This window comes from Lichenibacterium minor, from assembly GCF_004137685.1.
In the GTDB taxonomy this organism is placed as follows: Bacteria; Pseudomonadota; Alphaproteobacteria; order Rhizobiales; family Beijerinckiaceae; genus Lichenihabitans; species Lichenihabitans minor.
This window is the reverse complement of the sequence record NZ_QYBB01000100.1, coordinates 1-5,756: the sequence shown is the minus strand read 5'-3', so window position 1 is coordinate 5,756 and position 5,756 is coordinate 1. Positions and strand designations below refer to the sequence as shown.

Sequence of the window (5,756 nt, the reverse complement as noted above, 5' to 3'; positions counted from 1 at the left end):
GGTTCAAATCCTGCCCCCGCAACCAACCATCACCATCCCGAAAGCCCCGAGGCCCAAACCTCGGGGCTTTCGCGCGTTCTCCTATCCTGATCAACTAGATGGAAGGACAGAACTCTTCAAAAGCACCCGCTTGACCTGCGTTGCCGACCAAGCGCCTCCTCGACTTGCGGTAATGCCATCCTTGTTGAGACCTTCGGCCAGAGCGGCGAGGGTATACGCTCCACTCGCACGTAGGTCGGCAATGACGGGAGCGAGATCTAACGCTCGTTCTAACGCCTGAGATGTTCTCACAGCACGTCCCCGTGCTCGCTGCTCGGCCGTGAGGCGAGCACCACGATCGCCACCCAATTGGGTCGCCTTGCCGGCGCTTCGGAGAGCCTGTCGTGCTTGTTCGTCCAAGGTGGCGTACCAAGCTGCCTTGGCGGCAAGTGCCTTTCGGGTTCGATCGCCGATCAGGCCAGCTTCAAGCTCGGCGACAGCTGCCATCTGCTGCAGCATGAAACGTCCTGTAGGGCCTTCGATCTGAGGCAGATCGCAGAACCGGACATCCACTCCCGCTTCGAGCAGTCGGGACAGGAACGCCAGAGAGCGCGTCAGCCGATCAACCTTTGCTACGACCAGGGCAGCCCGATGCAGGCGAGCCATCGTCAGAGCTTTGGCCAATTCCGGGCGGTCCGCATTCTTCCCACTCTCCACTTCGACGAACTCGCCAGCGATGCGCCACTCCCCTTCCCGGAGATAAGCCTTCACGGCGGCTCGCTGGGCCTCGAGCCCGAGCCCACTCCTGCCCTGTCGGGCTGTGGAAACACGGCAGTAGGTGACGAACACGCCTGACGGCACGGGTTTACATCCTAGTCAACGACCATCGACTGGAATGTCATATCGGGCCCGCCTCCCGCCCCGCAAGCAGTTAGCGGTTGAGTGTCGAAGATCCATCGATCTGAGACGAGCGATACCTAGCTGAACGACACATACATGCCGGCCTGTGGGCATGCAGTCCTGTGGATCTGTAGGCAGATATCAGGAAGGAGAGCTATCCAGAGCTATAAATTGCGGGCCGCTGATTCAGCGATAAGCCGGGCATGTCGCGGTGACATCCTGTTGGCGTTGACTGCGAGCTGGAGCGTTTGCAGGAGGGCCAGAGCCACCGGAACGGCGCAGATCATCGGCGTCGTATGTGACAAGCCGGCGTAGGTCTCGTGGCCAAGTCGCAAACCGAAATGATCCGTGCTTTCCCGATCGTCTAAACAGAGGTGCTCGGGAATTGGAATACGGCCTCTTGCTTCATGATGGCCGGCAGTGTGAGACCGTCGAACACTTTCTCGGTCAACTGCCGCCCATGCTCGCATTGCAGGGAGACACCCTCCTACAGCTTCACAGTCGACAGAGTGGTGACCGACCATTCCGCGTTGATGAGGTGCTGCCGATCGAGATGCATTCCGACAACGTCGAACTTGCTCTTGAAGCTATCACTCGGCCTGGGGCCGACTTGAGCGGGCCTGCTGACAAATTAGCTGCGGTACTGCAGCCATTCGAACATGAGCTGTTCGGAGTGGTTCATCGTGCATTGAAAGCTTCTAGTGAGACGAAACGCCCACCTGACCACGTGACAACCTGCCCACATGCAAGCGTGCCCTTAAGCCCACATCCGCAATTGCCAGCTTTGGGCAGGAACGTTCTCCAACCGTTCAGCAACGTGCCCGGAACCACGACTGCGACCGCAACCACGTGCTCGGCCATGACGTCGTGCGCGGATTCCGAAAGGGCCTTGGCCCGCTCTCTCTCTCGAGCCTCGATATTCTTCCCTCATTGCAACTGCATGCCGACATGCGCCGGAAGCGCTGCCCTGACGAATGAGCCGTAACCGCCACGGAGATGAAGTGGCGAGCCCACCACCCTCCTCCGAGCACACCGAGCCCGGCCCCGTACGCGAAGAGCACGTCGCTGGCGTGTGTAGATCGGTGAAGCGATTGCCGGTGCACCGCGATTCCTACGCCGAAGGTCACAATCTCCGTCGCGTAGTTCGCAGCGGCAGCATACGGCACCTTCCCGGAGCGGTGTGGTCATGCTGTCGTGCGGACATGTTGGCGTGCCCTTGCATGAATGTGCCTTCAAGCGATCCGGGACAGGCCGCGCCGTTCGAACACTGCATTGATGCCTTCGACCAGCAAAGCCTGGATCGTGGTCTCCTCGTCGAACCCGACCTTCTGCAGCTGTCGCAGGGCCTCGTGCTCAAGGTACACCGTCGCCACCCGCTTGCCCTCTCGTGTCTTGGCCTTCGGGTACCGGTTCGCCCGTGCTGGCTCGGTCAAGGCATGAGGTGCCGGTACGCGGGCCGGGGCTGCCTCCATTTCCATGGTCGACTCACCTTGATCCTCGGACAATGCCTCCACCTCGGCCGTAGCCTTCGACGCAGCATTCCCGAATAGGCTGGGCCGCTTGGACGCCATCCCTACTTCTCTCCTGTGTGCTTGTGGACATGTGGTTCCGCAGGCAGGCCCACTTGGGTGCGCGCCCACGAGAACAGGGCTTCGATTTCCTCGGCCGCCTTGCCGTCGGGCTCTAGTTCTTGGGCTGTACGGCCGTCGATGACGCCATGGGAGAACGCAACGCGCACATGGACCACCTGCGGCGCCACCTTCCGGCCCTGCGCTTCCAGCCCTCTCCGAGCCTCGTCCACAATAGCGCTCCGGATCGGGGCGGCATTTAGCACTACCCAGGCCGGCTTCTTCGCGATGTCTGCGAGGTCGCAGGTAGCCTCGATTGCGTCGAGATCAAAGGACGACGGTCGACAAGGGATCAGCACCAGGTCTGCGGCGCGCGCGGCTGTAAGGGAGGCCCGGTCAGCATTCGGCGCCGTGTCAATCACGAGTAGGTCTGCACCGTTGGCTCGTGCCGCGTCGACGAGTTGGGGCAGGCGTTCGGCGTGGTCGCCGATTACCTCCGGCTCGTCAGCCTCGCGCTTGTCGCCCCACTTCCTTGCCGTGGCCTGCGGATCGAGGTCGACCACGGCCACGCGGAAGCCGTGCTGCTGAGCCGCGACCGCGAGGTGCACACTGATCGTTGACTTCCCAGAGCCGCCTTTTTGGCTAAGGACCGCGATGGTCTTCATGTCTGTATCCCGTCACGTCCGCGTGCCCACAAGCCCACGAGTAGACGTGACAGCGAGCAATTACGCGAGCCTGATGTCGGTGACAAGCCATAACCACGAGAGGACACGCAGGCATGTCGGCATGCCGGCGTGTATGCCTACTCTCAAGATAGGTGTCAGTTTGACATCGAGACCTCTCCTAGGCGTGATGACCTGTCAGGCACGACGCGAGTCGCGCCTGCGAGATGGAGACAGAATGGCCGGATAGGACGCTGAAACGGAAAGAGCCCCACCCCGGCAAGGGTGAGGCTCTTGGAACCGAAATAGGGCTTTGGAAGCACCGAACAGCTCCGAAGCTCGCATGACCTCCCGGTGGGAGTCAACGTGGAAACTGATGTTTCCACGATCGGGGACGCACGCCTCCAGGACGGCCCCAGCATGGGGCAGGGAATATGTTTGCGGACGACATCAGGCGAGCCCTATCGGGCACGCCACGGGAGCGGCTTGCCGAGCTGTCGGTAGCCGTATGGAAGGGCTTCGCCTGCGGGGCGGTTTCCGAGGAGGACGCGCAGCGGCTCGCCGAAGAGATCGCGGCACGGAAGATCGTGCCGCCGAAGCCGGCCGAGCCGCGCCGGCGTGTAGGATCGAGGCCGCGGTCTCCGGCCGAGATGGAGCGGCGCCGGCGCTGGACGTCGTCGGGCTGGCTGCCGCCGCAGCTCGCCGCGCGCTTTACCATGGCTGAGGCCGCCGTTCTGTCGACGATCGCCGCCGAGGTGGCGCGCCGGGGCCTGTGTCGCCTCACCGTCGGCCACGTCGCATCGCTGGCGGGTGTCTCCCGCACGACGGTGCAGAACGCCGTCCGACAGGCCGCGGCGCTCGGCATCCTCACGTCCGAGGAATGGCGGCTCTCGGCGTGGCGGAGCGCCCCCAATACGGTCCGCATCGTGTCAGCCGAGTGGCGCGCTTGGCTACGGATGCGCGACCGGAAGCGGGCAGGGGCCGACCACCCGCGGCAGGCAGAACAGGGGAAGCCCAGGCATGGTCGAGCGGAACAGCCTCACAGCCATCGCCGTGGTCCCGGGGACACTGGCGGTCTTCTAAGGCGCTATCCGGCTGGTGGTGGGCAAGGCACGACCGACGGGGATGCGCCGACGGCAATGCCTGTCGTGTCTCGACGGCTTGGATGTGGGGTCGGACGATGATGGCGTGCACCATCATGGGAGTTCAGTCGACCATGCCGGCGATGGTAGAGGCCACGGTGGGGATGGAGGCCATCGAGCGTAGAGGGGGTGGGTTCAGATCCCCGAGCACCCTTCGGATTACAGATTCTTCTCCTCAGGAAAGCGTCTCCAAAACCGCGACCTCGAGTCTGAACGACGGAAGGTTGGAGGGGGCGAAAAATGGTCGAGCCGATCGAGAAGGCCCCTCCGCGTCGCTGAGAGCTTCGCTGACAGCGTTTTCGGCCGCTTGCGACCCCAGCTCAAGGACGAGGCTCGTTTCTTGGGCCTATGAGGCTCGTAGGCGATGCGGGGTTTCCTCCGGTCCTTCTCGACGAGCAAGGACGATCTCCTCGATCCGGCACTATGCGGGGCAGTGTCGCCCACGGCACCGCGACCGGAGCGAAGGGCTGGCCGCTGCGCGCCGAGCACCTGTCCGGACGCTATACGAAGCGATGAGGCGCCTGTTGGCGGTCTGATATGACGGAGCTGCCCCGCCAGTGTGCGGCAAGCTCCCCCTATCACCCTTGCCGCCGGCGTCATCACCGGGGACGCCATCCCTGTCGTCACCGGTGATGACCCCGGAGACGACATGGGTAGCGAGACGCGTTGGCTGACCTACGAGGACATGGGCCTGGCTCTCGGCATCACGTCCGAGAGCGCGAAGCGGCTCGCCATGCGCCACAAGTGGCCGCGCCGCCCGGGCAATGATGGTCGGGCCCTGGTGGCCGTGCCGGAAGAGCGCCTGGAGGAGGCCGCCCAGGCCGTCGCGAGCGGCAGCATCAGAGATGGCGCCGATGACGACACCCCCGTCGCCGCCGGTGACGTCACCGATGATGGTCGGAGCGACGCCCGTGCCCTGATCGGCTACCTGGAGCGCCGCGTCGAGGAGCTGACCGACGACCTCGCCGACACCCGCAACGAACTGCGGGCGGCTCGTTTCGAGGCCGACACGCTGCGGGCCCAGGCCGGCCGTGCCGACGTGCTAGTGGCCTTGGTCGAGGTGGAGCGAACCCGGACCGCCGAGGTCCGCACCGAGATGACGGCCCGCATCGACCTCGGGCGGGCCCTGTTGGAGGGCGTGCAGGCCGAGCGCGACCGGTTGCTGGTCGAGGTGAGGGATCGTCGCCAGTCGTGGGTGGGGCGCCTGGTCGGGCAGCTCCGCGGCTAGAACCGGAAACTCGCCGTCAACCATCCAGTCCCATGGTGCCCTGGTCGATCGCGAGCCTCTCGCGATCACCGGTGGGGGGAGGTCGCGTCCGTACTGACCTTCCCCCAGGCGCTCGCCGAGCCGGGACGCTGCCATGCGCCATCCCCGGTGCCGCTGCCGGCACGGATCCCGCATATGAACGACGCGCCTCCGGGCGCATGGGTAGCGTCCACGGAGCTGGTGGAGATTTGGAGTCGGGGGCGGCGGGCGGAGCTCCGCATATGGCGGAGCCCGCCGT

5 protein-coding genes are annotated in these 5,756 nt (G+C 64.5%); 2 read left to right on the top strand and 3 right to left on the bottom strand.

Going from position 1 to position 5,756, the window contains the following annotated elements:
- Positions 1–90: 90 nt before the first annotated feature.
- From D3273_RS27100 to parA, 3 genes are all read right to left on the bottom strand, one after another.
- Positions 91–828: a recombinase family protein gene (locus D3273_RS27100; RefSeq protein ID WP_342634291.1), complete on the bottom strand. Its 738-nt coding sequence runs from the start codon at positions 826–828 to the stop codon at positions 91–93.
- A gap of 1,283 nt (positions 829–2,111) precedes the next feature.
- Positions 2,112–2,450, bottom strand: a complete 339-nt coding sequence (locus D3273_RS27095) for a ribbon-helix-helix domain-containing protein (protein ID WP_129230079.1) — start codon at positions 2,448–2,450, stop codon at positions 2,112–2,114.
- Between the two features lie 2 nt (positions 2,451–2,452).
- A complete protein-coding gene (parA, locus tag D3273_RS27090; protein WP_129230078.1) occupies positions 2,453–3,112 on the bottom strand; it encodes a ParA family partition ATPase in 660 nt (219 codons plus the stop codon).
- Between the two features lie 431 nt (positions 3,113–3,543).
- On the opposite strand from parA, the gene D3273_RS27085 reads away from it, so the two are divergent.
- Together D3273_RS27085 and D3273_RS27080 are read left to right on the top strand one after the other, a co-directional pair.
- Complete coding sequence (locus tag D3273_RS27085; protein ID WP_129230076.1) at positions 3,544–4,293, top strand: hypothetical protein; 750 nt, start codon at positions 3,544–3,546, stop codon at positions 4,291–4,293.
- Between the two features lie 607 nt (positions 4,294–4,900).
- On the top strand, positions 4,901–5,479 hold the full coding sequence (locus D3273_RS27080) for a hypothetical protein (RefSeq protein ID WP_129230074.1): 579 nt from the start codon (positions 4,901–4,903) through the stop codon (positions 5,477–5,479).
- Positions 5,480–5,756 lie beyond the last annotated feature (277 nt).